The sequence below is a fragment of the Pseudoglutamicibacter albus genome (assembly GCF_022346425.1).
GTDB lineage: Bacteria > Actinomycetota > Actinomycetes > Actinomycetales > Micrococcaceae > Pseudoglutamicibacter > Pseudoglutamicibacter albus.
This window is the reverse complement of sequence record NZ_JAKRCW010000004.1, coordinates 26,684-52,964: the sequence shown is the minus strand read 5'-3', so window position 1 is coordinate 52,964 and position 26,281 is coordinate 26,684. Positions and strand designations below refer to the sequence as shown.

The following is a 26,281-nucleotide window of genomic DNA, read 5'->3' as shown; positions in this document are numbered from 1 at the left end:
CGTAGCGAGTCTTTGCAGGGTGCGCATAGCCTTGAGAGCATGCGCACCCTGATTCTTTCCTACGCCGGCTCAGGTTCGGTATGGGGCCTCATCGTGGCCGCCGCGCTGATGTGCGCATGCCTTGCGTTCTTAGGCTTCGGGGTAGTTCTGGCGGTCATCGATGCCCGCACGCATCGGCTCCCGAATGTGTGGGTAGCCCGCCTGAGTGCAGCGTGCGCTTTCTTCCTCACGCTCGCCACGTTCGCCTCGATCGGGGCGGGAACGTTCCTGGGGCTCCGGTGGATCCTGGCCGCCGTGTGCGGGGCAGTGGTGTTCATCGCGCTTCGCTGGATGACTGCTCAAGGGCTTGGCTTAGGGGATGTGAAACTCGCGCCCGTGTTGTGTGCGATGTGTGCGGTAGTCAGCTGGGGCCACGTTGTGTTGGCGGGGGTGTTGATGTGCCTGATCGCAGGCGTGCACGCGCTCATCGTGATGATCGCGACCCGCAACCCGCGCGCCTTCATCGCGTTTGGCCCAGCCATGCTGTGCGGAACAGGGCTCGCGCTCGCGCTCTAGCGGCGGCCATCTCAGCGCGGTCCCTTTCTAAAAGGGACGTTCCTAACAGGGGCATTCCTAACAGGCCGCGTAAAACAGCCCCGCGGGCACCCACCGTTGTGGTGAGCGCCCGCGGGGCTGTCGAGTTCAAGTGCCGCAACCGTATCCGGTTGTGGCACTTGAAATGTGTCGAGTCGAAACTCGAGGGCGCTTAGTTGAAGCGGCCGGTCATCGTGGTGACGTCGAGTGCCTTGTCGAGGTCAGCCTCGGATACCTTGCCCTCGCCTTCGCCAACGAAACCGAGCGCAACGGTCGCTTCGCGCACCGTCATGCCTTCAGCAACGGCCTTCTTGGCGATCTTCGCGGCGTTTTCGTAGCCGATGTACTTGTTCAACGGGGTCACCACGGATGGGGAGGCCTCAGCCAGGAAGCGTGCACGCTCCTTGTTGACGGTGAGGTCGTTGATCATCTTGTCTACCATCACGCGGGCGGTGTTGGTGAGCAGGCGGATCGATTCGAGCAGGTTGGCAGCCATGACTGGGATGCCGACGTTGAGCTCGAACGCACCGTTGGTCGAGGACAGCGAGATGGTCGTGTCGTTACCGATGACCTGCGCGCACACCATGGAAGAGGCCTCGCAAATCACGGGGTTGACCTTGCCCGGCATGATGGAGGAGCCTGGCTGAAGGTCTGGGATGTGCAGCTCGCCCAGGCCGGTGTTCGGGCCGGAACCCATCCAGCGCAGATCGTTGTTGATCTTCAACAGCGAGTAGGCGATGTTGCGCAACTGACCCGAGGCCTCGACGAGGCCGTCTCGGTTAGCTTGTGCCTCGAAGTGGTTGCGGGCCTCGGTGATTGGAAGCCCGGTGTTTTCCGCGAGGTTAGCAATGACCTTCTCGGGGAAGCCCTCTGGGGTGTTGATGCCCGTGCCAACCGCGGTACCGCCCTGTGGGACCTCAGCTACGCGTGGCAGGGAAGACTCGATGCGTTCGATGCCGTAGGCGACCTGTGCTGCGTAGCCACCGAAGACCTGACCCATCGTGACCGGGGTTGCGTCCATGAGGTGGGTGCGGCCGGACTTGACGACGTCCTTCCACTCAACACGTTTCTTCTCAAGCGCCTCGGAGAGGTACTTCAACGCCGGGATGAGGTCGTTGATGAGCGCGCCAGTGACAGCGACGTGAACAGAAGTTGGGAACACATCGTTGGAGGACTGGGAAGCGTTGACGTGGTCGTTTGGGTGGACCTGGGTCTCGGAGCCGTTGGCCTTCAGCTCGCGGGTAGCCAACTCAGCGATGACCTCGTTGGTGTTCATGTTCGAAGACGTTCCGGAGCCGGTCTGGAACACGTCGATCGGGAACTGGTCATCGTGCTTACCGGCGATGATCTCGTCAGCTGCGTGGAGGATCGCGTCAGCGATCTCCTGCGAAATCACGCCGAGCTCGAGGTTCGCCAGAGCTGCCGCGCGCTTAACCTGTGCGAGAGCGTGGATATGCTGCGGCTCAAGGGTTTTACCGGAGATCGGGAAGTTCTCAACTGCACGCTGGGTCTGTGCTCGGTACAGAGCATCAATCGGTACGAGGACCTCGCCCATCGTGTCATGTTCAGTGCGGAATTTAGGTGTTTCAGCCATATCTCAAATCTTACCGCTCAGAGTCGACGAGCTTGACCGTGCCCGTATCGAGCGAGTACACGGCACCCACAATCTTCACCTTGCCGGACTTTTCGGCACGGTAGAGCACCTGGGAAAGCTCACGCAGAATTTTGACGGTGCGCCGGGTGTGGATTTCAACAGCGCCGCTCAGGCCCGGAGTGTTCGCGTCCTCGCGGGCCTGAACCACGGACGGGAGGATGCGCTCAACGAGCGAGGCGATGCTACCTGGGGGAGTGTCCCCTGAATCCAGCGTTGCCTTCGCGGCTTCGACCGCGCCACAGGAGGTGTGGCCGAGCACCAAAACCAACGGGACCTTGAGCACCTCGACCGCGAACTCGATCGAACCGATCACGGTCTCGCCCAAAGCGTGGCCAGCGGTACGGATCGCGAACAGGTCGCCGTAGCCCACATCGAAGGCGTACTCCATGGGCACCCGGGAATCCGAGCACCCTACGACCGCGGCGATCGGGTGTTGCTCTTTACGCAGAAGTTCGCGGCGGGATTTATCCGAATTAGGGCGAAGCGGGCGGTCTAAAGCGGCGCGCTCGGCACCCTGAAGCAGGGTCTCAAGGGCTTGGTCCGGGGTGAGAGTTGGGTTGGTTGCTGGCATGGTGTCCTCGTGGTGACAGGCCCCTCATGATGAAGAGCGGTTGTGGTGAAGGGCGATTCAAGCCCATGATAGGGCGGTAAGTGGGCGGAATCGACGAAGGGTGCGGCTATGGCGCAGCGGTTACGGGCCTGCCGCGGTTACGGGCCTGTTTAGGGCGCTGACTTCTGAATGTTCTGGGCGACCTCAGGCAGGTGTTCGGCCACGTCGTTTTTCATGGTGATGACGTAGGTGAAGCCGTTGATCTTTGCGACCCAGCTGGTTCTGGCGTTGTCTCCCTTGCCGCCGGTTGCACGTTCGGTCCACTCGGTGCCGTCGACGTTGTGCTTCTTGCCGGTCGGGACGGAGCCGTCGGTTGCCAGGGTGACCCAGGAGTCGTTGGCTTTATCCGTTTGCTTGACGGCGGCGAAGGCCTCATCGCGGATCACGACGCCGAGGTCCCAGAACGCTACACCGTCAGCGGTGCCTGGGTTCCAGCGGGCGTAGTTGACGTACCAGCCCTCTGGTAGATCTGGTGCGATCGCATCGAAATCGAGGGTTTCCTTGGTTTGTTTCGCGATTTCTTCGACGTTGACGCGGTCGTTGTATTCGTGCTGCCTGTTCGCCGGGTTGAGAAGGATGACGGGGATCACCACGAGGATCGTCAGGGCGGTGGAGATGATCATGCCCTTGATGGTCTGGTTGGCGCGTTTGGCCTGCTTCTCAGTCAGCGGCGCCTTGAAACCCGGCTCTCCGGGGAGGGGCGAACGCTCAGCGCTGGGGGTCTCAGTTGCTGGAGGCTCAGCGTTGTGTTTTGCGTCGTCAGATTTCTCAAGCACGGCTCCATTGTCCCCCATATTGGGCACTACACGAACTGGTTATGGAATTTCGTGTGAAGAATGGGTAGATTCCAATCAACGAAACGTGATGCAAGTCACATTTTGTTTGTCATCTACTTTCTCCTCGAGGTAAGGACCGCTCATGGAGCAGAAATCCTACGATGATCTCGCGGAACGGAGTATCGCGGTTCGTGACTCCCAGGAGTTTCAGAACCTGAAACGTTCCTTCATGCGGTTCATCGCACCCATGTCAGTGATCTTCCTGGTCTGGTACGTCATCTACATCGTGCTTGCTAGCTACGCCCCGGGCTTCTTTGGGATCAAGGTTTTCGGACTCATCAACGTCGCCTTGCTGTTTGGTTTGGCGCAGGTGGCCACGACGTTCATCATCACAACCCTGTACCGCCGGTGGGCGGATAAGAAATATGACCCGTTGGCCACAACGCTTGGTGAACGCATGGAATCGGGCGCGCTTTTGGCCGATGAGGAACGCGCCGCTTCAGAGTCGAATAAGGATGGTGCGGCGTGATCATCGATCAGATTAACCCGGTCATCAACATGATCGTTTTCGGTCTGTTTGTTGCGGTGACCCTCTACATTGTTTTCCGTGTTTCACGTAAAGGTTCCTCAGCTGATGAGTTCTATACCGGTTCGAGGTCTTTCTCCGGCCCACAGAACGGTGTGGCCATTGCGGGTGACTACCTTTCGGCGGCGTCATTCCTGGGCATTGTGGGTGCGATCGCGGTAGCCGGCTATGACGGCTTCCTGTATTCGATCGGCTTCCTCGTCGCGTGGCTCGTGGCTCTGTTGCTGGTTGCGGAGCTGCTGCGGAACACGGGTAAGTTCACGATGGCAGACGTGCTGAGTTTCCGCTTGCGTCAGCGTCCTGTCAGGATGGCGGCATCGCTGACAACCCTGGCCGTGTGTTTCTTCTACCTCATCGCCCAGATGGCTGGCGCTGGTGGCTTGGTTGCGTTGCTGCTCGGTATCGAGGGCAAGGCGGCTACCGCGAGTGTTGTGATCATCGTGGGTGTCTTGATGATCGTCTACGTGATCGTGGGCGGCATGAAGGGCACAACCTGGGTGCAGATCATCAAGGCTGTCTTGTTGGTTCTTGGCGTGGCGATCCTCTCGATCGTTGTGATGGCGAAGTTCGGTGGCAACTTCTCGGACCTGTTGCAGGCGGCGGTTGATAAGTCGCCGAAGGGCGAGGCCGTTTTGATGCCTGGTTTGAAGTATGCGAACCCGCTGGACTTCATCTCGCTGGGCTTGGGCCTGGTCTTGGGTACCGCAGGTCTGCCGCACGTTTTGATGCGTTTCTACACCGTGCCGACGGGTAGGGAAGCGCGGCGTTCGGTTGTGTGGGCCATCTGGATTATTGGTGCTTTCTACGTCATGACCCTGATCCTGGGCTACGGCGCGGCGGCACTGGTCGGTCCGGACATCCTGACGGCGAAGACCACCCCGGGTGGCGAGAACGCGGCAGCCCCGCTGTTGGCTTTGGAGATCGGTGGGCCGGTACTCATGGCCGTGGTTTCGGCGATCGCGTTCGCAACGATCCTCGCGGTTGTGGCTGGTCTTGCGATCACCGCGGCAACCTCGTTCTCGCACGACATTTACACCTCGGTCATCAAGAAGGGCGAGATCACCCCTGGCCAGGAGGTCAAGGTCGCTCGCTTGACGGTTGTGGCGATCGGTGTGCTCTCGATTATCGGCGGCATCGTTGCGCTGGGCCAGAATGTCGCGTTCTTGGTTGCGTTGGCTTTCGCTATCGCGGCCTCGGCGAACCTCCCGGTGATCCTGTATTCGTTGTTCTGGAAGCGTTTCAACACGGGCGGGGCTTTGTGGTCGATGCTCGGTGGCTTGTTCACGACCCTGATCTTGATCACGTTCTCGCCGGCGGTTTCGGGTAAGCCGACCTCGATGTTCCCGAACCTGGACTTCGCGTTCTTCCCGCTATCCAACCCGGGTATCGTCTCGATCCCGGTCGGGTTCTTGCTCGGCATCCTCGGCACGTTCCTCACCAAGCCTTCCGAAGATCACGATGCGAAACACGCGATCATGGAGGTCCGCGCCTTCACTGGTGCTGGCGCGGAAAAGGCCTCGGAGCACTAGGCCAGTCGCTACTCGGGCGTCAAGTGACGGAACGCGAAACCTCGCGAAAAGGGCTGTGGCCCCAGCATCACTGATGCTGGGGCCACAGCCCTTAAACGGAAGCGCTGAGCCGTTACTGGCCTTGCGGTTTAGGCTTGTCGCCGTTGCCAGCGGATTCCTCGTCAGCGGCCTTATCAGGTTCTTCTTCGACGATTGCGCCTTCTGGAACGTCGATGCCTTCGGCGAGGGCTTCTTGCGTGATGACTATGTCGCCCGTCTCAGGATCGACCAGGGAAGGCTGTTGCTCAGCGGGCAGCGGCTTGCCGTCATCATCGAGGTACAGCCCGGAGTCGTAGTCGAAGCCGATCGGGTTGCCGTCGGCGTCGGTACGGGCATACCAGTCGGTGAACTCATCCGAGGTCGAATCGAAGTTGCGGCCGGCCGCGTATTCGTTATCGGATTCGACGACGCGCAGCTCAAAGTTATCGCCGTGCTCTTCGATACCGTATTTGACGGCGTTGGACAGCGCCACGTCTTCGAACTTCTGGCGGATCACCAGCGGGTCGGTCCGCATCTCTTTATAGAGCGCGATCGCCATCAACGCGAGCACCACCGCGAACGGTAGCGCGGTGATCGTAATGAGGTTCTGCAAGCCTTGCAACGCGGTCTTACCGGCCATCAACAGGATCACCGCGGCGATGCCTGCCATCAAGATAGCCCAGAACGCGGTAATCCAGCGCTTAGGGTGCGGGTTGCCGCGCTGGGACAGCTGGGAGTTCACGATCGAAGCGGAGTCCGAGGTCGTGATGAAGAAGACCGCGAGCATCACAATCACGATCGGGGCCACAAACTGCGCTCCCGGGAGGTGCTCAAGCACCACGAAGAAGATGTCTTCAGGGGCGGGCAGTTTATTGATGTCGTCGCCGGCAGCGATATCACCTGTGCTGCGCTGCAGATAGATCGCGGTGCCGCCGAGGATCGTGAACGCGAGGATGATGATCGAGGACGGGATCGCCAGGACGCCGACCACGAACTGGCGGACCGTGCGGCCCTTGGAGATCTTCGCGACAAAGACACCCACGAATGGCGCCCAGGAAACCCACCAGGCCCAATAGAACGTGGTCCATGCGGAGAGGAACGCGTTCATCTCCGGGGAATCAGCGGTCGTGGCCGCGAGCATCGTAGGCAGTTCAGCGAAGTAGGTCGCCACAACGCCAGGGATCACGTTGACCAAAAAGACGGTAGGGCCAACCACAAAGAAGAACAGTGCCAGGGCAAGCGCCAACACGAGGTTGATGTTGGAGAGCCGCTTAATACCCTTGCTCACACCCGATACTGCCGACCAGATGGTTCCGATGGTCAGCAACACGATGATGATGAGCGCGAGCCTATTAGCGCCCGGGCTCCAGCCGGTCACGAGTTCGAAGCCTCGGCCGATCTGGAGCGCACCGATACCGAGCGAGGCCGCGGTACCGAACAGGGTTGCGATGATCGCCAGGCCGTCGATGACGCGGGCACGCACCGAGCTTGAGGTTCCACCCCACAGTGGCGTGAGGATCGAGCTCATGAGCGGTACGCGGCCGCGGCGGTAGGAAACATAGGCGACAGCCAAACCCACGATGCCGTAGATGGCCCACGCGTTGATGCCCCAGTGAAGCGCTGACTGCGCCATCGCTTTTTTGACCGCATCCACTGTGGCTGGATCGTATGCGCCGGGGCGAGGGGAGAGGTAGTAGGTCATCGGCTCGTATGGGCCGAAGAAGATCACACCGATACCGATGCCGGCGCCGAAGAGCATCGCCGCCCACGAAACCGTCGAGTATTCAGGCTTATCGCCCTCCAACCCCAGCGGGATGCGCCCATACTTGGTGAAAGCGAGCACCAGAAGGTAGATCACGAGCACGATCGCCAGCGAGTTGAAGATCCACCCGAGGTTAGTCATGATCCAGGTGAGCGCGGCTGTGGTTGAGGACAGCACCTGATCAGGCTGGAGAACACCCCAGACCACAAAACCGATCACGGCAAGACCGACCGTGATGAGCATCGGCTTATCTACGCCGTAGCGGATTTTCTGGTGGTCAACATCCACGCCGGGAACGAGTGCCGGGTGGATGTTGTGTGGGTAGCGGTTGAGTCCGCCGAGGAACTCGCCGGCTTTACGCCCGACCGTCTTCAGCGTTTGCCCGGCGGTCGGTTTAGGGGTCCGCCTCTCGCGGTTCTCCGCTGTTAGAGGGTGCCCGGGATGTTCCGGTTTGCCTGCGCCCTTGCTTGGGCGACGCCTCTTTTGTTGACTGTTCTCAACCGGTTCTTCCGGTTGAGAATCCAGTTCATCATTGGATGACATCTTCTCTCCTCAGGGTCAAGGTGTAGCCCTCATCATATAAAGATTGGGTTTTCTTGCTAGTTGGGGGACTGACTGTTTACGGGGTGGGCATATGATGAACGTGAGGCCCGAGGCCGTGATAACTGCAAGCGAGAACACTGAATGAGGACTCCGTGACGCAAGAGCAGGACTACACCCAACTGTCCCCTAAGCTGTCTGTTTCAGAGGCGGCTCCAGACCGGAATTTGGCGATGGAGCTGGTCCGTGTGACCGAGGTTGCCGCGATCGCCTCCGCACCGTGGGTTGGCCACGGGGATAAGAACGCGGCTGACGGCGCGGCTGTCGATGCGATGCGCGCGATGCTCACGACCGTTGATTTCAACGGTGTTGTGGTGATCGGTGAGGGCGAGAAAGATGAAGCCCCGATGCTGTATAACGGCGAGCACGTGGGTTCCGGTAACGGCCCTGAGGCTGATGTTGCGGTTGACCCGATCGACGGAACCCGCCTGACTGCGCAGGGTTTGAATAACGCGTTGTCCGTTATGGCGGTCGCTGAGCGCGGCACGATGTATGACCCGTCGGCGGTGTTCTATATGGACAAGCTCGTGACCGGGCCGGAGGCAGCGGATTCGGTCGATCTTCGCTTGCCGATCGGTGAGAACATCCGCCGTGTAGCCAAAGCTAAGGGCAAAAAGCCGTCCCAGGTAACGGTAACCGTTCTAGACCGTCCGCGCCACGAAGAGATGATCAAAGAGATCCGCGAGGCGGGTGCGCGCACCAAGCTGATCCTAGACGGTGACGTTGCCGGGGCGATCGCAGCGGCGCGCCCTGATTCCGGTGTTGACATGCTCGTGGGTATCGGCGGAACCCCAGAGGGCATTGTGACCGCGTGCGCTATCCGTGCGCTAGGCGGCGTGATCCAGGGCCGCCTGCACCCAACCGATGATGCCGAACGCGAGGCGGCCGAGAAGGCTGGTTTGGACGTCAACCAGGTCCTATCCACCGAAGACCTGGTCACGACCGATAACTGCTACTTCGTGGCAACCGGCATCACCGACGGCGACCTGCTGCGCGGGGTCCGCTACCGTGGCGACCGCATCGTGACCCAGTCGCTCGTGTTGCGCGCTAAGTCCGGCACTATCCGCGAAGTCACTGCAGAGCACCGCGCCGATAAGTGGGACGGATTCACCCGCTAAAGCAACGGCGCGTAGCCTGGAGCGTGATCAAACCGTAGAGCACTAGCGCTGGAGGGGCGTGGGTGAAGATTCATCCACGCCCCTTCAGCGTTAACCAGGTTCTCTGGGCTAGGTTTTCTGCGCCGGATTCTTGAGACCTATGCCGCGGCAGCCGGTTTCTGGCGTGCACGCGGGGTCGCGCACATATACGCGTGGGCTTGCTCGTCAGATTCGATGGAGAGTTCACCGGCGGCGGCAGGGATGAATGCGGATTCGCCGCGGGTGAGCTGAACCTGGCTTCCGTCTGAACCGCTCACCGTGACGTTGCCTGCGAGCGCGATGATGCAGGCTGGGCCACGCAAAGACACCGCCCCGGTTGAGGTGCCGTTGATGCGGATGAGCTCGAACTCATCGAAATCGGTCGAATACAGCTCAACGCCCGGCTTTTCCTGGGTTGGCCGCACCCACGTAGGCTCGAGCGAGGCGAAGCGGGTGATCGAAAGCAGCTCGTCCACGTTGATGTATTTGGTCGTCATCCCGCACCGCAGCACGTTATCCGAGTTGCCCATGACCTCAATCGCTGTCCCGTGGAGGTAGGCGTGAATGTTGCCGGCCTGCAAAGCCACGGCTTCACCCGGCTCAAGCTCGACGTAGTTCAGCAACAGCGACACTAGAACGCCGGCGTCCTGCGGGTATTTGCTCTCAATCCACGGAAGCAACGGAAGCAGCGCATCGACCTCTTGCAGAGCATCGGCATCGCGGGTAGCTATGTCCTCTACGATCCGCACGGCGTCAGTAACGATCTCAGCGATGTCCTCGATGCCGTTGAGCACATAGGACAACGCGGCCTTATAGTCCCGGTTCTCCAGATGCTCGATGACGGTCTGCGCGAGCATGCGCGTGCTTTCCCGCGAAGAGTTATCCCGCAACAGCTCCCACGCCGGGATGCTCGCCTCTGCGGAACGGAAGCCCGTCAAAGCCTTGAACGGAGTCAACGCGAGGATCATCTCTGGCTTAGGCCGCGGATCTTTATACATCCGATGGGGAGCCTCGATCGGCACGCCTTGTCTTTCCTCAAGCTCAAACCCGGCTTGTGCCTGGAACGCATCAGGGTGCACCTGCAAAGACAACGGGGCATCCGCAGACAGTACCTTCATCAAGAACGGAAGGCTCACACAATCTGCTGGCTGGGAAGCGAGCACCTCAGAGCCGAGCATCGCCTCAGGGTTTTCCTTCAAAACATCCGCCAAGGAACGGCCGTTAGTGCGCAAACGGCTTGGCGCGCCCGGGTGCGAACCGATCCACAGTTCGGCCTCTGGGCCTCCTGTGGGCGTTCGCCCTAAAAGCTCGGTAATCGCGGAAGATGAACCCCAGTCATAGTCGCGGATGGAATTATCCAATTTCTCCACGGCTATCACGTCTCCTGACTCTCATAAACATCCAGGCCTATGGACCCGGATGGGGCAGGTCAGCCTAGCCGACCTTGCACGAATCGTTGTTTTGAGCAATCTGCTCAATCCGGCCGGTGTCGCCAACATACTCAAGTTCCTGCAGGTACTTCTCCGTAATCGGCGAACCATCACGCTGTGTGGTGATGACCTGATCTTCCGCCCCCAATGAGGCCTCAGAGGAAGGCTCAGGTGAACTCTGAGTAACTTGCGGTTTAGATTTGCCAGAAGCCTGACCCTGGTGCGAAGACTGCTGCGTATCCTGCTGGCCGGAATCCTGCGGTTTGGATCCCTGAGGTTGAGAATCGCGCGGCTTATCGTCTTCAGCCTTCGCACCATCGTCGGTAGCTTTGGCAACCAACTGGCCTACACGCTGATGAATCAGATCATAATCAGGGTAAGTCGAGAACAAGTCACCCGGTTTACCGAAATCTGGGGCACCCAACGTGAGCCTTAAGAATGAATGCTGACGCGTCTTCTCTGCTAACCCAATAAACGAACCCAACTGGGACTGCGGAATATTCGTGCGAACAATCTCCTCACCCGAATCCATGATCTGGGTGAAGTTCACCAAAACATTCTGCGGAGTGAACTGCTTGATCATCGCCTGCTGCAAACACTGCTGCCGGCGAATACGGTGATAATCCGTTGCGAAATCACGCGAACGCGCAAACCACAACGCCTGTTTACCCGTGAAGTGATGCTCACCCGGGCTGAACCACTTGGTGCGCAAACCCGTATTCGGGTCCCGCTTCCCGTTATAAGGAACCCAACCGCCAGAGACGATCTTGACCCCACCCAACGCATCGATCAGGTGCTCAAAACCACCCATATCGACCGTGACATACATGTCGATCTGCAATCCGGTGACGGCGCTCGCCGCCTCCATCGTCGCAACCGCACCCGGGTCTTTAGTATCCGGGTACTTATCCGCATGCTCTTGCTCCACGGTCGGATAGATCGCATTGAAAATGCATTCATCCCCACAGTTGAAGCCGTTCGGATACACCTTGCGCATCGGCGAACCCTCAGGGAAAGGCGCGTTCTGCAAATTACGCGGAATCGAAATCACAACAGCACGGCCAGACTTCGCATCAATCGACCACACCTGAGCCGAATCCGGACGCAAACCCACACGCGACTTACCCGCATCCCCACCAAGAACCAAGATGTTATAGCGGCCATCAACCGGATCAACCGCCGGGCCGGAAGCGAAAATAGTGCCCAGCGTGGACTTGCTCTTGAACGCAAGATACGAGCCATAACCCAGCCCGCCAGAGGTGATCACCACAGCCAGCGCCGTGAACACAGTGACGATGCCGCGCATACCCGGCGCCAACATCGTCGGCTTCGTGATCCGGTAAGTGTGAACGAAAAGCAACAACCAGCCCACAGCGAGCACAGCCAACACGATGCCCACGAGCACCAAAACCCACGGCCTGCTGAACACATCGAGCAGTGATCCACGGTTGATCAGCGCCCACGCAACCAAGATGAGCAACGCAACCCACACGCTCACCGTGACCGTGAGAGCCTTACGCCCCAAAGACTTATATCCGGTCACAAGCTGCGCGCCGCCTGGCACCAGAAGCGTCAACAACCACAAAATCCAGGCACGCTTAGAACGGCCCGGCGCGTTCAACTGCTCCGGATCAGGAACGGGGGAGGTCTTCAAAGATGCAGGCTGAGTCTGGAAAGATGCAGACCGAGCCTTGAAAGACGCGGATTCTGCTTTGAAATGTTGCGAGGAATCGTTCACGTTCAAACCTATGGAGAACTGCCGCCTGAAACGGCCTACCGGGCTGACGACTCAGCTGCGCGCTTCTGTGACAAGGCACGGCCCTTAGCTTCAGCGCCGGCACGCATCTGCTCGGCATAGTCTGCCAGAGCCGCAGATATGCGGGAGGCTTCCTCGCCTGCGCCGCAACCTAAGATCCGGGCCGCATACAAGCCGGCGTTCTTGGCGCCGTCTACCGCCATCGTCGCAACAGGGACACCACCTGGCATCTGAACGATCGAGAGCAAAGAGTCCAAGCCTTCAAGGTTCTTCAAGCTCACCGGAACACCGATCACCGGCAGAGTCGTGACAGAGGCGAGCATGCCCGGCAAATGAGCCGCACCACCCGCGCCGGCGATGATGACCTCAAAACCCTTCGATGCGGCATCCGTGCCGAACTGGATCATCTGATGCGGCATCCGGTGAGCCGAAACAACATCAACGAAATACTCGATGCCCAACTCGTCCAATACATCGGCCGCAGCTGACATGGTTGGCCAGTCCGAATCCGAACCCATCACAATCGCAACGCGAGGCTGCTTCTTCTCACCACTCATACCCGAGCTCATGCATCGCATCCTTTACTCATGATGTCCGCGGCAACACGCGCCTTCTGGCGCACATCGTCCAGGTTCTCGCCCTCGAAACCGACACGGTTAACATGGCCGATCTTACGGCCTGGACGCACCGACTTGCCGTAAACATGCACTTTAACCTGGGGATCGGTCGCCAACGCGTGCGGCAAGGTAGCGGCGAGATCCTCATTGGCCCCACCCAAGAAGTTCTTCATCACGGCAACAGGTGCCAACGGTTCAGCAGATCCCAACGGCAGGTCAGCGACCGCACGCAGATGCTGCTCAAACTGGCTCGTCACCGCGCCATTCTGGGTCCAATGCCCGGTGTTGTGCGGCCGCATCGCAAGCTCATTGATCAGAAATCCGGGGCCACGGCCTGGAGTCTCAAACAACTCGACGGCCAAAACACCTGTAACACCCAGCTCGGGTGCAATCTTCAACGCGGTCTGTTGCGCGGCTTGGGCGGTCTGAACGGGGAGGTCCTGCGCCGGGGCGATCACCTCATCGCACACCCCAGCAACCTGAATCGTGTGGGCGACAGGCCACGCGGCAGTCTCACCCGAGGGGCGGCGAGCAACCAAAGCAGACAATTCACGCGAGAAATCCACCAATTCCTCACACAACACCGCGCCGCGCTCACACCATTCGCTGACCCGGGCAACATCAGCCGCGGAATCCAGCTTCTCAACGCCCTTGCCGTCATAGCCGCCACGCGGGGTCTTCACGATGATCGGCCAGCCGATCTTCTCACCGAAAGCCCGAACCTCATCAGCGGAACTTGCTGAGCACCACTTAGGGTTCGGCAACCCCAAACGCTCAACGGCCTCACGCATCACAATCTTGTCTTGGGCGTGAATCAACGCATCCGGGCCAGGGTGAACCCGCACACCCTTCTCAACCAGCTCATGCAGAATCTCAGCCGGAACATGCTCGTGATCAAACGTGACAACATCCACAGTGGAGGCGAAATCCAGGACCGTCTGTCGATCCTTATAGTCACCCACCGGCGCGTGAGCCACCGCCCGTGCACTCGCGGTCTCTTCCGACTCACACAGAATGGAAAGCTCGATCCCTAAATCAATAGCCGCCGGGGCCATCATCCGGGCCAGCTGGCCCCCGCCAATCACACCAATGCGCAAAGTTTTCATCTTTTCTAGTCTAAGATAAGGCCCTTGTAGACCAGGGCTCATCCGAGCAGGCTGAATGTGATCTGCGACCCACACGGTACGCATCCACCTACAGGACTACAAGAAAAACGAAAACCGCCAGTACAGTGGGCAGAATGAGACCGCGGGTAGAACGCGAGACAGTGGGCCGGGTGGGCTCGCTACACACGCTCTGCCGCAACGATTAGCTCCGTAAGAGACAGCGTACTGACAACGACTGCGTACTGACAACGACAGCGCCGTGAGAATATCAGCGCCATATTTACTGCAACGAGGAGGCACCGCATGATGCGAACCCTTTGGAGCAAAATGCGTACTCTCATCGAAGTGATGTGGCGCGAAGTCGCCAAGTTCGGTGTCGTGGGCGCTGTTGCCTGGGTTATCGACACAGCCGTGTTCCTGTGGCTTATCAAAGGCCCGATGTCAGATGCGGAAGTGTGGGCTAAAGGGTGGGCGACCGTGGTCGCCTCGATCTTCTCGTGGGCTGCAAACCGCTGGTGGACCTTCCGCCACCGCCGCAACAACCGGTGGGCGCGAGAATTCGTGCTCTTTGCCGTGATGAACGCGATTGGCCTGCTGATTGCTGCCGGATGTGTCTTCTTCACCAAGTACGTGCTTCAGATGACCAGCCCGATGGCGCTGTTCATCGCAGGCTCCGTTGTGGGGCTCGTGCTCGGAACCATTTTCCGCTTCATCGCCTACCGCTTGTGGGTCTTCAACGAGGCAAGCGCCACCGAGACCAAGCAGCGCCACGAAGTCACGCTCTGAACACTCGGTCACGCTCTGAGCACTCGGTGGCGCACTCAGTGTGAGGTCATGCTCTTAGCACGCGTTATACAACACCCGTAGTGATGGCTCGTGTGATGCGTTCTTGTTCGCATAGCGAATCAGTCGGCTTACCCTCAACCAAGGCATCGAGGGGCAGCAGGACCAGCGAACCTTCGGATCGGCATGCCAAAAGCGATGCCATAGCCATCGACCATTCACCGGACCTCCAGCCGTCAGCCGTGGCATCCCGAGCCGCCTCAGCCTGAACGGCGGTCCCGCCTACCCCAAGCCAGGAGACGGACGTGGCTGCGCCATCGTTGGCCTCCGTGTAAGCCATGTGTTCAAGCGCGGTGGTGTCTAGACCATCGACGTCCCACGCTGCTTGCGCGGCGGCAGCGGCCGCGAACGCCAGCGCATCGGGTTGTGCGCGGACCTCAGCTGCGTGATCGACCATCCCTTCGGGGACTTCGCCCGGGAAGGAAACCGCGAGGGCCTCAAGTGTTACTGCCAGGACGTCAGGGGCGGACATGTGCGCGGAGGGATTGCCAGTGATGACGAGGTCGGCGCTTTCCTCATGATCCGTGACGGTAGCGCCTAAAGAAAGGGCTGCCAACGCTAGTGGGAGTGTGCGCCAATGCGGAGGAACGTCAAGATGGACCGTATATCCGGGGCCGATCCCGAATTCCATCTCTAATAAGCCGGCGTTCTTTGCCCACCAGTTAACAAGTACCCGGCCGGAGAGTTCGATGCGGTGGCCACGGGTTCGGTCGACCAGTAGGGGTGTGGTCGCGGTTCCGCGCTCAGCGATCAAACTCAGGGCCTGGGGGATCCTGAGCCCGAGCGACTCATCGTGTAGTGGGGGAGTGTGAGGTGAGGGGGTGTTGGGGGTAGAAGTCATACTCATATTTAACGTCAGGGAAGCGCTTGAAAGGTAGTTCTCAGACACCCTCGGATGGTCACTTTTTTGATCTGCCCGAGTCTTTCTAGGCGACCGCAAAACACCCCAAACAGCGCAAATACCTAATAATTTCTAAGCTAACGCAAAGGTTTTTGTGTAGTAGCTCCAGGCTTGCGGCCTCAATCTTCATGGTGATACAAAAGCCATTTTTTGGCTCGATTTCGCGACGTCGGCATTTGACGAATCGTTCTTACGTGGATGTAATTATGTGTGTGCGCCGAGCTCGGTAGTACACCTGAGGGTACGAGTGAGCTAGGCGCGCCAAACCACCCCCAACGGTTATGCAATTGTTAGGAAGCTGACCTGAGGTGGGAGGCGTCGAAAACGGCGCAAGATTTTGATGTGGCGAACGGATGAAGGGACGCATGACACATGGCACAGCGTGACCGCTACGAGCTCGCGGAGGCCCGCGAGGAGCGAGCAGTTGTTACGCGCGATGTGCCCGGCGATTGGTTCCTCGATCCAGCGGACCCTGAAGCCGGCACGCGCTACAACAGCATTCTTGACTTAGAAGATGCTGCGACCGCTTTCCTGGCGGCGCATTCCTCTTCCGATGCCCCGGAAGCGCTGGCGACTGTAACGCCGCTGCACACCGAGGGTTTCGATGCCACTCAACTCGACACTGCACGGCCAGGTGCTACGCAGTTCAATGCTGACCAGTTTGGTAATGCCGAAACGAACGCTGGAAATGCGACGAGCCTACTCGAAGCGGCACCGAGTGCAGGATCAGCTCCTGCCGAGGTGGAGAAGCCGTCGTCCCAGCAGTTCGTTTCACTCTCCGAATTCATGGGAATGGCAGACGACGGTGAGCTCGGCTGGCAGACCCAGGCACTGTGTGCCCAGACTGATCCGGAAGCGTTCTTCCCTGAAAAGGGCGGCTCAACCCGTGACGCTAAGAAGGTTTGCGGTTCGTGCGCGGTCCGTGCACAGTGTCTTGAATATGCACTGAAGAATGACGAACGCTTTGGTATCTGGGGCGGGATGTCTGAGCGTGAGCGTCGTCGACTTCGAAAGCAGGGTGCCTGATCAGTAGCGCAGCTCATGTAACGGCAGTTGTTGTCACCCATGATGCCGCATCGTTTTTACCGGCCACGGTCGAAGGTCTTATGACCCAGACCCGGCCGGTCGATGCGTTATATGGCGTTGATACGGGTTCACGGGATGGCTCCGCGCAGCTACTTCGCGAGCTTCTACCTGAGTCGGCCGTGGTCTTAGAAGAGCCTGGAACCCACTTTGGTGCGGCTGTTCAGCGAGCTGTAGATCACATGCCTTCGCAGGGCGAAAGCGCAGCCCGTGAATGGCTGTGGTTTATCCACGATGACTCCGAGCCTGCCGCTGATGCGCTTGAGTTGATGCTTGCGGAGATCAGCAAGTCTGAATCCACCGCGGTCGCTGGCGCTAAACAGGTGGATGCCAGCGACCGAGTGCATCTGCTGGACGCCGGTCTGAGCCTGACCCGCCACGGTGAACGGTTCGCTGGTGTTGGTCTTGAAGAAAAAGACCAAGGCCAGTACGACATGTATACGGACCGTTTAGGCGTCAACTCTGCTGGGATGTTGATTCGCCGCGATGTGTTTGAGGAGCTCGGCGGGTTTGATCCGGCTCTTCCTGGTGTTGGCGATGACGTCGATTTGGGGCGGCGTGCATGGCTTGCAGGCCACCGTGTGGTGCTTGTTCCGGGTGCGTATATGTTTCACCGGCCCGATGTGGTCAAGGACATCGCGGGTGAGGACGCCCAATACGCTGCCGCGAAATACACGCGTTTGAAGTATGCGGCACCGCTGACTTCCTTTTTTCTTGGCCTGTGGATGATCGTGTCCGGGCTGGGTAGCGCTGTGGCGCGCCTGATTGCTGGAGATACGCACACTGCGGGGCTTGAGTTCCGGCACGCGTTCGCCCCGTTGACCCGCATGGGGGCGGTGCGCAGGGGCCGGAAATCGGTGCGGCGTATCCGGAAGGTTCCTCGTTCGAGTGTGAACAGGCTTCTGGTGGGCCGTGCGCAATACAGAGACCACGAGCGGGCTATCCGCGACGGGTTGATGTTGCATGATGCTGAAGCCCAAGCGGATCAGACAACGCGTGCCGAAGCCAGCGGTGACGATGATTCCTTTGAGGCCGCGGCCGCCGATGGCCGTACGACCCGCGGCGTTGCTGCCGGGGTGATCGCGGTGGCTCTCGCCGCGATCGTTGGCGCGGTGACGTTCCGTGGCGCGATCATGGCTAAGGGCATCGCAGGTGGAGCGTTGTTGACGCCGAATGATTCGCTGTCACAGATGTGGCATGCCGCGGTTTCGCCGTGGTCCACCGAGATGTTCGGTATGGCCTCTGGGCCGGATGCTTTCGCTGGGATCTTGTTCTGGCTTGCACTCATCAGCGGCGGTAACGCTCCGATGGGTATTGTGGTCGCCTATTTCTTAGCTTTGCCGGCTGCCGCGTTCACGATGTGGTGGGCTCTGCGTCTGGTCACGCGCGCTCCGGCTTTCCGCGGCATCGGCGCGTTGCTGTGGGCTTTGGCTCCGGTGTTCGCGGTTGATTTGACGCAAGGCCGGATCGCTCCCGCGTTGGTGCATGTTGTTCTCCCGCTGTTGGTGTATGCGTTGGCGCGCGCGGTAGGTGTTCGTGGCGCGGTGGGCGTTGCCTCCTATTCGGAGAATGAAGGGCTGTCCTCGTGGCCTTCGGCTGTTTTCGCGAGTGTTCTTGCCGTTGTGGTGGTTGCCGCTGAGCCGTTGTGGCTGGTCCCGCTTGTAGTCTTCACGCTGGTTGCCGCCGTGGTTTCTCGCCGGGCTCGGGTGTTGGCGTGGGTTCCTGCTCCTGCGTTGATCGCTTCCGCCCCTACGATCCTTGATGCGATCCGCACCCCGCGGATTGCTTTGGCGCAACCTGGCTTGCCGCTACCAGGTGAGCCGACGCCTGCGTGGCAGGCTTTGCTGGGTTTCCCATCGGGTTTCGACGCGGGCTCTACCGTGACGGGGTGGGGTTGGCTTCCTGGAGGTCATGGAGCGCTGATCGTTGCGCTGGCGTGCGGTGTTCCGTTGCTGCTGATGGGCTTGATCGGCCTGGTTGCTCCGCTCAAGCGGGCTACGTGGATCCGAGTGTTTGCCTTGGTTGCGTTGGTTGTGTTCACGGCATCGGTTGCTGCGAGCTGGCTGGTTGCCTCCACTGTTGGTGGGCAACGCACCCACTATTACGTGGGTTCCGCGGTGAGCCTCGTGTGGCTCGCTTTTGTGTTCTCGGCCGGCGCGATGCGTGAGGCGGGGACTGTACGGATCCGGGCGCACGTGCAGCGGACACGGTGGACGGGCAGGCTGGTTGCTTACTCGGTCATGGTCACGATGCTGGTGAGTGGGACCACCTGGCTGGCTCCGATGACGCAATCGGATTCGGCTGCTCAGGATGCTGACCGTGGTCTAGGGATGCAACCTGCTGTTCACGCTGTGGAGGAAACGACGCTTCCGGTCACAGCAGCTGACCGCGGTGTGGGGCCGTTTGAGGAACGCACCCTTGTTCTATCCGGTGCCGAGGATGGTCTCTTCCGCGCCAACATCGTGACCGGTGATGGCTTGCATCTGGAAGAGGTGCGTTTACGTCCGCACGCGAGCGCGCTGGGTGGCAGCGTGTTGGATCCGTCTGGCACCGTGATCGCTGAGGCGCCGAAGGGCCAAAACCTAGCCAAGGAAGCTGTTGCCGGTTTGGTTTCCGGTGACGGCGGCGATGCCGCTGAAACGCTAAGGCAACTGGGTGTTGGCTACATCGTGATGAAGGCCGCACCTAATAATGGCAGTGTTGCGAAGAACCTGGATTCGATCCCTGGTATCGCCGCGGTGACCCGTGGCGAGCGGTCGCCGGCCTGGCTGTGGCAAGTGGACACTTCGGAGGCGACTCAGGAACTCTATGAGCTGACGGGCTCTGTCACTTCTCGCGTACGCGTTGAGGCCGCTGATGGCACGATGCTGCAGCTGCTCAAGAGCGAGCACGGCGCGGTGACCGATCAGAAGATTGAGACCACGCAACCTGGCTCGGAAGGATCGGCTGGCTCGGAAGGACAAGCTGGCTCGGAAGGTTCTGGCCGCTTGGTGGTCATGGCAGAGAACTTCGATTCCGGTTGGAGCGCAAGCCTCAACGGTAAAGATCTGCAACCACAGAAATACAAGGGCTGGATGCAGGCCTTCGAGTTGCCCGTAGAGGACGGCACGTTGAATATTACGTATTCGACGTGGTGGCAGACCCCGTGGCTGATTCTTTCGGCGATCGTAGCGGCGTTCTGTGCGCTGTCGATGATGCCGATGCCGCGCGGATGGCGCAACCGCGTCCGCTACGTGCCGGTCTACCGTGAACCATACGATCCGGATGCGGTAGCAACAAACGCGCCGGAAACCGAAGCAACGGACACGCCGGAGCATGCAGCTGAGCCTGAACTAGCAGATGAATCTGAACCAGCAACTGAACCCGACCCAGCAGATGAATCTGGTCCAGCAGGTGTGTCAGAGACTGACCTAGTGGAGGAGGGTGAGCGTGAGCGAAAAGAAGACTGACGATCCAGCGCCTCGCACCGCGCGGTCGCGTTCGAAGGTTGTTCTCGCCGCCGCCACTGGTGCGTTGCTCGTTGCAGGTTTCGGTGCTGTTTCGGTGGCTGATCATTTCTTAGCCCCGGACACAGACGGGGAGCCGGTGGCGATCGCTGCGACCTCGTTGCCGGTTTCTGAAAGCACACTTGTGTGCGGGCCTACTATCGCGGCGGCTTCCACCAATCAGGGGGCCACGGATTCTGCCTACGCGCCTGGCGCTGACCACGCGTCCTCCACGCTGCGCGGCATAGCCTTAGGGGACCGGGGTATGCGCGTTCCTGGAGCGCGCATCGTAAGCGGGGATAAGACTGAGCAGGTTTCGAAGGATCTTCCGGAACAGGAAGCTCTCAAGGTCGCAACGCGTAACGAACAGGGCCTGTCTGGAACGAAGGCCGTTGGCAAGGGTGGTGTGAAGGCCAACGATTCGGCGTGGTTCACGGTTCAGGGGCTCGGCGGTAATGCTTCACCGGCGGCGGGTGTGCGTACTATCCGGCAAAAGGATGGGGACCTGGAAGGTTTCGCGAGTGTGCCGTGCACGGCACCTTCTACGTCACACACGATTGTGGGTGGCTCCACAACGTTGGGGCATGCCGCTGTTTTGGTGGTGACTAACACGCAACAGGCGACCGCTACGGTGCAGGTCGATGTCTCTACCAAGGATGGGGTGAGCTCGGCTGGAATCCCGCAGTTCACGCTCAACCCGGGCGATACTCGCACGATCAACCTGGCCTCGGCTGCCTCTGATGCCGATGCGGTCGCGGTCACGGTGAATTCTTCGGGCTCGCCTGTGCGTGCCGCTGTGGCTCAGACCGCGCTCAGAGGTTTGGTTCCCGGTGGTATCGACAGTGTTGAGGCTCAAGCCGAGCTGGGTCAGAAGGTGATCATCCCGGGTGTTCAGGCTCAAGACCCTGCGGCTGACCGTTCCGCACGCCGCACTGAGGAAGCAGGGGATCTGACCCCCTCCGTCATCCTCTACAACCCGGCGGCTAAGAAAACTCAGGCCACCGTGACGGCGGTGCGCGATAACGGCACGTCTGTTGACCTCGGCTCAGTGGCCTTGGAAGGGCGCAGCGTGGGCAGTGTTGCTACGGATGCTTTGCCGGCGGGCACCTATTCGATCGTGGTTGAGGCGGATACTTCGGTTGCTGCGACCGCGCGGCTACTTCGCGGACAGGACGCCGATAAGGCCCACGACGTGGCATATATCCCTGGCACCTCAGCGCTGGGCAACCAGAACCTGGTTGCGCTTCCGGAGCAGGGGGCGGCGCGGTTGAGGATCTTCGCAGACCACGATGCGGTGGTTACGGTCACGCCGGTCTTAGGTAACGGCACGCTCGGTAAAGCTCAGCGCGTTGAAGTCGCTGCCCAGCGCACGGTTGAAGTCGAGCCAGCTAAGAACGCGGTGGGCTTGCACGTTGCCTCTAGCCGCGGAGAAGCCTACGCATCGGTTGTGACTACCGACGGCGTGGGAATCGCTGCGATGAATGTTCTCAACACGGATCAATCCAACGCTGCAGTGCGGGTGGATCTGAACCCGGTTGCTCCGCGATCCGTAAGCGGCGAATACTAGAAACCGCGGGCTACCGGTATCTAACGGTGAGGGCCTGTCCCATAGATCGGGTCGATCTCTTCAGGCGGGACGTTGAGGAACTCACTCACGAGCTCAATCACAACGTCAGCGACGATGTGCGCCAAGTGGTGCTCATCCACAGCCGAGGTCTCGATCGGTCTGCGAAACAACACCACATGGCGTGTGCTGCGGTGTGGGTTCCGGCGCTCTTGCCTCACTGTTGCAACCCCGAGCGGGACCGTTTCACCGCGGGCGGTAGCCCGCTCCAGGGACGCGGAGGTCGGTGCGGTCCGCACCACAAAATTGATGCCCTGAAGCTCACCTGCCCACGTTTCGAAAAGCCGGTCAACAACCTCCCACATGATCTGTTCAACCCGCTGATTCCGGCGCTCAGCACCAGGCGACATCGGCGGAAGGACGTTTCCACGCCATCGACCCCGCGCATCGGCGCGGCGACGTTGAACGCCCCCACTGACTGCCCGCGAAGCCAACGAACCTTCTCTGTGCGGGTGTGGATCGATTCTCCAGCTCATACCGCCAGCATATCCACGCCCATCCGATACCCAGAAGGTTGGGCCCAAAAGGTTGAGCCCAGAGCCATTGAGCAGAGTCACGCATCAGTTTGCGGCCCTGCCTCCACCTCTTTACCTAACGCGACTAGTACGCTATCAAGCGTGGAATCTCAACGTTTTTGTTCTCGTCCAGGGTGCCGCAGGGAAGCGTACGCAACCTTGACGTATGCGTACGCAGACTCCACCGCCGTGCTCGGCCCGTTGGCTCTGAAAGTGGAGCCGCACGCATACGATCTGTGCCACCACCACGCCGACCGCCTATCGGTCCCGCTCGGCTGGGAGCTTCTGCGGCTAGACATCCCAGAGCAGCGGAAACCACTGTCCAAGGACGACATGTATGCCCTGGCAGATGCCCTCCACCAAGAGGAACAGCGGGACCAGGAACAAGCTGAAAGGACAGCCCCGCGCCGCACACGCGAGCGCCTCGGTGGCGAGAACGCTCCGCCACCAGCCAAACCCGGCCTGCACTTGGTGCGTGATGACGACTAAAACCTTCACCGGCAGCGCCGCGCTCTAGATTTCTCTTTCAACGCCCCTCCTCTTAGCAATTCTGGGGCGGAAAGGACCCTCGATGTCGCTGAATACCCCTGATCCTTGGAAAGCGGACAGAGACGAGCAAAACCCAACGGGACCCAAAGGCCCTGCGACGCCTGAATCTCCGGCGGATCCTGCGAACCCGAACGAAAGCCGTGATCTGAACCAAAGCCAGGAAGCGACCCAGGCGTTCCCGCCGGTGTCTGAGCATCCGCCAGCATCTGAGACCGCCGTGCTCGGGGCGCCACCGGCTTCAGAGCAGTCTGGGGATCAGGGCACGTATTTGCCTGTTTCGGAGAAGCCCACGCCTGGTTACAGCGATGAGACCTCGCATGAAACTGTTGCTGCGAGCCTCGACTATAAGCCGGTCTTCCCACGCATCCTGCAGTGGGTAGTCGCTGTCTTGACCCCGTTCGTGTTGCTCGCAGCGGCCGTTCGGTTGGTCGCCTCTTCCGCTGTCTTGTGGTTTATCTACCACATTCCAGGTTTCCCGGCAGACCCGGCAGGATTCACCCGCGGCGACCGCGTTCTGTATGGCTCATACGGGGTGGACTATCTCAACAACTTCGCGCCAAGTAAGTACCTCTCCCAAGTCCAGACCGACGAAGGTCCGCTGTTCACCGCCAACGAGGTCTCGCACATGGCCGACGTCAAGTCGCTTGTGCACCTGTGCTACCTGCTCGGTGTGATCGCGCTCGTTCTTCTGCTGATCAGCTTCATCATCCTGCGTAAAACCTACCCGGGAGGCGTCCGCAGGGGCCTGTTCGCCGGCTCGATCGTAACGTTCGCGGTGCTGCTCATCTGCGCGGCTGTGGCGTTGGTTGGCTGGGAGGAGTTCTTTGTTGGCTTCCACCAGTTCTTCTTCTCACAAGGTAACTGGCAGTTCGCGTGGGATGATTCGCTCATCCGGCTCTACCCGCCGCAATACTGGGTCATCGCGGCAGGCATACTTGGCGGCCTGTTGCTCGTGGGCAACCTGGTTTTGATGCTCGTGACGTGGCCAACCCGCCGCCGCCGGGAGCTGTCTCGCAAGCAGATGGAAGAGAAACGAGACGGTTCGGACTACGTCATCGAATACGATGCGTTCGATCAACGCTAAACGAACACGGCCCCGCCGTTGAGGCTTGAGCTCAAACACGGGTGGGCGGTAGCTGGCCACAGCTACCGCCCACCCGTGTTGTTGACCTACGTTGCCGCCCAGCTATGAGCGTTTGCGGTAGATCGTGTTGATCGTGTCAGCATACTGCTGATAGACCTGCGGGCGGCGTACCTTCATCGATGGAGTGAGGGTGCCTTCGTCCTCGCTGAAGTCTTCATCGAGGATCACGAACTTGCGGATAGATTCAGCCCGGGACACGGTCGAGTTGGCGCGGTTGATGTATGACTGGATTTCCTCATGCACGCGCATGTTGCGCACCGCATCGGCCAGGGTCGCTACTCCGGAGACCTTCTCTGCTTTCGCCCAGGTGTGTAGTTCGTCTTCATCCAGGGTCACCAGCGCTGAAACGAAAGGCTTGTCATCACCCAGGAGAACAACCTGGGACACGATGCGGCCTTCCCGCACGATCTCCTCGAGCGGGCCGGGGACAACGTTCTTACCGCCGGCGGTCACGATGATGTCTTTCTTACGTCCGGTAACGGTGAGGAAGCCGTCTTCATCGAGCTCACCGAGGTCGCCAGTGTAGAAGAAGCCCTCGTCGTTGAAGGCTTCCTGAGTGGCTTCCGGGTTGTTCCAATAGCCGGCGAAAACCCCGATGCCTTTCACCAGGATTTCGCCGTCATCGGCGATGCGCACGCAGGTTCCGGGGATCGGCAAACCGACCGAGCCGACGCGCTGTATACCTGGCATGTTCACGCTCAAGGGTGCGGTGGTTTCGGTGAGGCCATAGCCTTCGAGCACGCCGAGGCCGATCGCGTTGAAGAAGTGCGCGAGGTCCGGGAACAGGGGAGAGGCCCCGGAGATCGAGTAGCGAACTTCTCCACCCATGATTTCGCGGATCTTCGGGTACACGAGCTTGTTGTATAGCCGGTATTCGGCCTCATGCAGCGGGTTGCTGCGTGGTTTCTGTTGGCCGCGGCGCACCTGGTCTTCGGCGCGTCCGCGTTGGGTCGCGATGTAGCGGGCGCGGCGGAACAGCCAGCCCTTGCCCTCGGCTTCTGCTTTGGCGAGCGCGCCAGCCATGAGTTTTTCGTAGATGCGCGGCACTGCAAGCAGGAATGTTGGTTTGATGTTCGGGAGGTCTCGGGTCACGGTGCGCGGTGAGCAGTGGGAGACCGTGATGTCGCGGTACATGCATGCGTGCTGTACGGCACGGGCGAGGATGTGGGCCAGCGGCAGGAACAGCGCGGTGCGCCCGCCCTCTCCAACGACTTCGCTCAAGTGCTCAACGAGGTTGACGGCTACGAGCGTGATGTTGCCGTGGGTGATGATGCACCCTTTAGGGCGCCCGACGGTTCCGGAGGTGTACACGAGGGTTGCGGGATCGTTGAGTCCCGGGCGGCTGCGGCGAAGGTTCACTTCGTCGTCGGGCACCCCGGAGTCACGTCCGGAGGCCATGAGGTCTGCGAGTCCGGCGCCCACGGGTACACCGTCGTAGAGAACCGTGGCTGGGTGGCCGGCGTCGTTGACGACGTCCATGCGCAGGTGGCGTGGCGCGCGGTCTGCAGGCAGATTCGCTACCGCTTGCGCGGCCGGGTCGGAGGCGTCCGGTGTTTGGGTCAAAAGGTGGCTTGCCCCGGAATCGGTGAGGATCCATTCGATCTGGGAGATCGAGGAGGTCTCATAGATCGATACGGAGATCCCGCCTGCAAACCATGCGGCTTGTTCGGCTAGTGCCCATTCGAAGGATGTGGGGGCCATGATCGCGAGCACGGAGCCTTCTTCGAAACCGTGGGCGATGAGGGCTTTAGCGAGGTCGGTTACGAGGCGTTTGTAGTGTTCCCCGGTAACGTCCACCCAGGTTTCGGCATTGGGGTCATAGACGGAGTAGACGGGTAGGGGCTTGTTGCGTGCAATCCGGTCGAGCAACAGCTGTGGCGTGTTGTAGTTGGATGGCAACGTTTCAAGTTGCGGCATGCACCGTTCGCGCACTGATTCTCCTTGAAGGCCGATGGGTTCTAGCGGTGGGGCAGTCGGCTGCACC

21 protein-coding genes are annotated in these 26,281 nt (G+C 60.1%); 10 read left to right on the top strand and 11 right to left on the bottom strand.

Going from position 1 to position 26,281, the window contains the following annotated elements; all coding sequences use genetic code 11:
• The first annotated feature begins 39 nt into the window (after window positions 1-39).
• Entirely contained in the window at window positions 40-555 is a 516-nt protein-coding gene (locus MHJ63_RS03730) for a prepilin peptidase (protein WP_052048287.1), read from the top strand.
• 190 nt (window positions 556-745) lie between these two features.
• On the opposite strand, the gene MHJ63_RS03725 is transcribed toward MHJ63_RS03730, so the two are convergent.
• From MHJ63_RS03725 to MHJ63_RS03715, 3 genes are all read right to left on the bottom strand, one after another.
• Window positions 746-2,167: a class II fumarate hydratase gene (locus tag MHJ63_RS03725; protein ID WP_035754942.1), complete on the bottom strand. Its 1,422-nt coding sequence runs from the start codon at window positions 2,165-2,167 to the stop codon at window positions 746-748.
• Window positions 2,168-2,177: 10 nt separating this feature from the next.
• Window positions 2,178-2,798, bottom strand: coding sequence for a carbonic anhydrase (locus MHJ63_RS03720; RefSeq protein WP_035754944.1), 621 nt, complete (start codon window positions 2,796-2,798; stop codon window positions 2,178-2,180).
• Window positions 2,799-2,947: 149 nt separating this feature from the next.
• A complete protein-coding gene (locus MHJ63_RS03715; RefSeq protein ID WP_083289314.1) occupies window positions 2,948-3,631 on the bottom strand; it encodes a DUF4245 domain-containing protein in 684 nt (227 codons plus the stop codon).
• 124 nt (window positions 3,632-3,755) lie between these two features.
• Here MHJ63_RS03715 and MHJ63_RS03710 point away from each other — a divergent pair, with 124 nt between their 5' ends.
• Entirely contained in the window at window positions 3,756-4,142 is a 387-nt protein-coding gene (locus MHJ63_RS03710; protein WP_070489993.1) for a DUF485 domain-containing protein, read from the top strand.
• Window positions 4,143-4,171: 29 nt separating this feature from the next.
• Window positions 4,172-5,728: a solute symporter family protein gene (locus MHJ63_RS03705; RefSeq protein WP_070490139.1), complete on the top strand. Its 1,557-nt coding sequence runs from the start codon at window positions 4,172-4,174 to the stop codon at window positions 5,726-5,728.
• Window positions 5,729-5,840: 112 nt separating this feature from the next.
• On the opposite strand, the gene MHJ63_RS03700 is transcribed toward MHJ63_RS03705, so the two are convergent.
• Window positions 5,841-8,051, bottom strand: coding sequence for a BCCT family transporter (locus MHJ63_RS03700; protein WP_070489991.1), 2,211 nt, complete (start codon window positions 8,049-8,051; stop codon window positions 5,841-5,843).
• A gap of 230 nt (window positions 8,052-8,281) precedes the next feature.
• Between MHJ63_RS03700 and glpX the strand changes: the two genes are divergently transcribed.
• Entirely contained in the window at window positions 8,282-9,226 is a 945-nt protein-coding gene (glpX, locus tag MHJ63_RS03695; RefSeq protein ID WP_083285511.1) for a class II fructose-bisphosphatase, read from the top strand.
• A gap of 137 nt (window positions 9,227-9,363) precedes the next feature.
• On the opposite strand, the gene manA is transcribed toward glpX, so the two are convergent.
• The 4 genes from manA to MHJ63_RS03675 all read right to left on the bottom strand — a co-directional run bounded on the left by manA (window position 9,364) and on the right by MHJ63_RS03675 (window position 14,153).
• A complete protein-coding gene (manA, locus tag MHJ63_RS03690; RefSeq protein WP_070489989.1) occupies window positions 9,364-10,614 on the bottom strand; it encodes a mannose-6-phosphate isomerase, class I in 1,251 nt (416 codons plus the stop codon).
• 64 nt (window positions 10,615-10,678) lie between these two features.
• A complete protein-coding gene (locus MHJ63_RS03685) occupies window positions 10,679-12,412 on the bottom strand; it encodes an LCP family protein (protein ID WP_239446199.1) in 1,734 nt (577 codons plus the stop codon).
• 35 nt (window positions 12,413-12,447) lie between these two features.
• A complete protein-coding gene (gene purE, locus MHJ63_RS03680) occupies window positions 12,448-13,008 on the bottom strand; it encodes a 5-(carboxyamino)imidazole ribonucleotide mutase (RefSeq protein WP_370977498.1) in 561 nt (186 codons plus the stop codon).
• Window positions 12,996-14,153, bottom strand: coding sequence for a 5-(carboxyamino)imidazole ribonucleotide synthase (locus MHJ63_RS03675; protein ID WP_239446196.1), 1,158 nt, complete (start codon window positions 14,151-14,153; stop codon window positions 12,996-12,998). The genes purE and MHJ63_RS03675 overlap by 13 nt, the downstream gene beginning before the upstream one ends.
• Window positions 14,154-14,456: 303 nt before the next feature.
• On the opposite strand from MHJ63_RS03675, the gene MHJ63_RS03670 reads away from it, so the two are divergent.
• Entirely contained in the window at window positions 14,457-14,939 is a 483-nt protein-coding gene (locus MHJ63_RS03670; protein ID WP_083285492.1) for a GtrA family protein, read from the top strand.
• Between the two features lie 64 nt (window positions 14,940-15,003).
• Here MHJ63_RS03670 and MHJ63_RS03665 read toward each other — a convergent pair whose 3' ends face one another.
• Window positions 15,004-15,837: a TIGR03089 family protein gene (locus MHJ63_RS03665; protein ID WP_239446195.1), complete on the bottom strand. Its 834-nt coding sequence runs from the start codon at window positions 15,835-15,837 to the stop codon at window positions 15,004-15,006.
• Between the two features lie 432 nt (window positions 15,838-16,269).
• Here MHJ63_RS03665 and MHJ63_RS09910 point away from each other — a divergent pair, with 432 nt between their 5' ends.
• From MHJ63_RS09910 to MHJ63_RS03650, 3 genes are read left to right on the top strand one after another with little or no spacing between them, the layout of a single operon-like run.
• Entirely contained in the window at window positions 16,270-16,923 is a 654-nt protein-coding gene (locus MHJ63_RS09910; protein ID WP_275435879.1) for a WhiB family transcriptional regulator, read from the top strand.
• Complete coding sequence (locus MHJ63_RS03655; protein ID WP_275435901.1) at window positions 16,920-20,429, top strand: glycosyltransferase family 2 protein; 3,510 nt, start codon at window positions 16,920-16,922, stop codon at window positions 20,427-20,429. The genes MHJ63_RS09910 and MHJ63_RS03655 overlap by 4 nt, the downstream gene beginning before the upstream one ends.
• Complete coding sequence (locus MHJ63_RS03650) at window positions 20,410-22,032, top strand: DUF5719 family protein (protein ID WP_239446194.1); 1,623 nt, start codon at window positions 20,410-20,412, stop codon at window positions 22,030-22,032. The genes MHJ63_RS03655 and MHJ63_RS03650 overlap by 20 nt, the downstream gene beginning before the upstream one ends.
• Window positions 22,033-22,052: 20 nt before the next feature.
• On the opposite strand, the gene MHJ63_RS03645 is transcribed toward MHJ63_RS03650, so the two are convergent.
• Window positions 22,053-22,565, bottom strand: a complete 513-nt coding sequence (locus MHJ63_RS03645) for a metallopeptidase family protein (RefSeq protein ID WP_239446193.1) — start codon at window positions 22,563-22,565, stop codon at window positions 22,053-22,055.
• Window positions 22,566-22,706: 141 nt separating this feature from the next.
• Between MHJ63_RS03645 and MHJ63_RS10020 the strand changes: the two genes are divergently transcribed.
• Complete coding sequence (locus MHJ63_RS10020) at window positions 22,707-23,093, top strand: DUF3499 domain-containing protein (protein ID WP_239446192.1); 387 nt, start codon at window positions 22,707-22,709, stop codon at window positions 23,091-23,093.
• 82 nt (window positions 23,094-23,175) lie between these two features.
• The gene (locus MHJ63_RS03635; RefSeq protein ID WP_239446191.1) at window positions 23,176-24,237 is read left to right on the top strand and encodes a TIGR01906 family membrane protein; all 1,062 of its coding nucleotides are present in this window, start codon (window positions 23,176-23,178) and stop codon (window positions 24,235-24,237) included.
• Between the two features lie 102 nt (window positions 24,238-24,339).
• Here the strand turns inward: MHJ63_RS03635 and MHJ63_RS03630 are convergent, their stop codons facing one another.
• Window positions 24,340-26,214 carry an AMP-dependent synthetase/ligase gene (locus tag MHJ63_RS03630; RefSeq protein ID WP_070489974.1) on the bottom strand — a complete coding sequence of 625 codons (1,875 nt, stop codon included), beginning with the start codon at window positions 26,212-26,214 and terminating at the stop codon, window positions 24,340-24,342.
• Window positions 26,215-26,281: the final 67 nt, after the last annotated feature.

What these genes read in the sequence shown, in the direction of transcription:
- MHJ63_RS03730 (WP_052048287.1), top strand. Translation starts at nt 40, where the DNA reads ATGCGCACCCTGATTCTTTCCTACGCCGGCTCAGGTTCGGTATGGGGC.
- MHJ63_RS03725 (WP_035754942.1), bottom strand. Translation starts at nt 2,167, where the DNA reads ATGGCTGAAACACCTAAATTCCGCACTGAACATGACACGATGGGCGAG.
- MHJ63_RS03720 (WP_035754944.1), bottom strand. Translation starts at nt 2,798, where the DNA reads ATGCCAGCAACCAACCCAACTCTCACCCCGGACCAAGCCCTTGAGACC.
- MHJ63_RS03715 (WP_083289314.1), bottom strand. Translation starts at nt 3,631, where the DNA reads ATGGGGGACAATGGAGCCGTGCTTGAGAAATCTGACGACGCAAAACAC.
- MHJ63_RS03710 (WP_070489993.1), top strand. Translation starts at nt 3,756, where the DNA reads ATGGAGCAGAAATCCTACGATGATCTCGCGGAACGGAGTATCGCGGTT.
- MHJ63_RS03705 (WP_070490139.1), top strand. Translation starts at nt 4,172, where the DNA reads ATGATCGTTTTCGGTCTGTTTGTTGCGGTGACCCTCTACATTGTTTTC.
- MHJ63_RS03700 (WP_070489991.1), bottom strand. Translation starts at nt 8,051, where the DNA reads ATGTCATCCAATGATGAACTGGATTCTCAACCGGAAGAACCGGTTGAG.
- glpX (WP_083285511.1), top strand. Translation starts at nt 8,282, where the DNA reads ATGGAGCTGGTCCGTGTGACCGAGGTTGCCGCGATCGCCTCCGCACCG.
- purE (WP_370977498.1), bottom strand. Translation starts at nt 13,008, where the DNA reads ATGCGATGCATGAGCTCGGGTATGAGTGGTGAGAAGAAGCAGCCTCGC.
- MHJ63_RS03675 (WP_239446196.1), bottom strand. Translation starts at nt 14,153, where the DNA reads ATGAAAACTTTGCGCATTGGTGTGATTGGCGGGGGCCAGCTGGCCCGG.
- MHJ63_RS03670 (WP_083285492.1), top strand. Translation starts at nt 14,457, where the DNA reads ATGATGCGAACCCTTTGGAGCAAAATGCGTACTCTCATCGAAGTGATG.
- MHJ63_RS03665 (WP_239446195.1), bottom strand. Translation starts at nt 15,837, where the DNA reads ATGACTTCTACCCCCAACACCCCCTCACCTCACACTCCCCCACTACAC.
- MHJ63_RS09910 (WP_275435879.1), top strand. Translation starts at nt 16,270, where the DNA reads ATGGCACAGCGTGACCGCTACGAGCTCGCGGAGGCCCGCGAGGAGCGA.
- MHJ63_RS03645 (WP_239446193.1), bottom strand. Translation starts at nt 22,565, where the DNA reads ATGAGCTGGAGAATCGATCCACACCCGCACAGAGAAGGTTCGTTGGCT.
- MHJ63_RS03635 (WP_239446191.1), top strand. Translation starts at nt 23,176, where the DNA reads ATGTCGCTGAATACCCCTGATCCTTGGAAAGCGGACAGAGACGAGCAA.
- MHJ63_RS03630 (WP_070489974.1), bottom strand. Translation starts at nt 26,214, where the DNA reads ATGCCGCAACTTGAAACGTTGCCATCCAACTACAACACGCCACAGCTG.